The 244-nt window shown below is 41.8% G+C and carries 1 protein-coding gene; it reads right to left on the bottom strand.

The features are described from left to right. Positions 1 to 244 (bottom strand): hypothetical protein (locus CIK81_RS18420; protein ID WP_206749930.1); only part of this gene is annotated, 244 nt, incomplete at both ends.

Below are 244 nucleotides of genomic sequence, written 5' to 3'. Positions count from 1 at the left end.
GACAACACCATCTTCGTTCAAATCAGTATATTTAAAGTATCCGACCCGTGGCACGCCAAATCCATAGCTGGTTGTTGATAAGTAATCATCCAGTTCTTCCTGGCTGTTGAACATACCGTTGCCATTGCTATAATCGATTTTATAACCGAAAGATTGAGCTAGCGCGTAGCCTGTACTCCGGTACCGATGTACATACGTCTCATCCCGAATAGGTTCATCGATAAATTCTACGACATTTTTATTC

This window comes from Brachybacterium sp. JB7, assembly GCF_003335205.1.
Lineage (GTDB): Bacteria > Actinomycetota > Actinomycetes > Actinomycetales > Dermabacteraceae > Brachybacterium > Brachybacterium alimentarium.
Note: the sequence above shows the minus strand (reverse complement) of the source record. Positions and strands in the feature narration are given on the sequence as shown.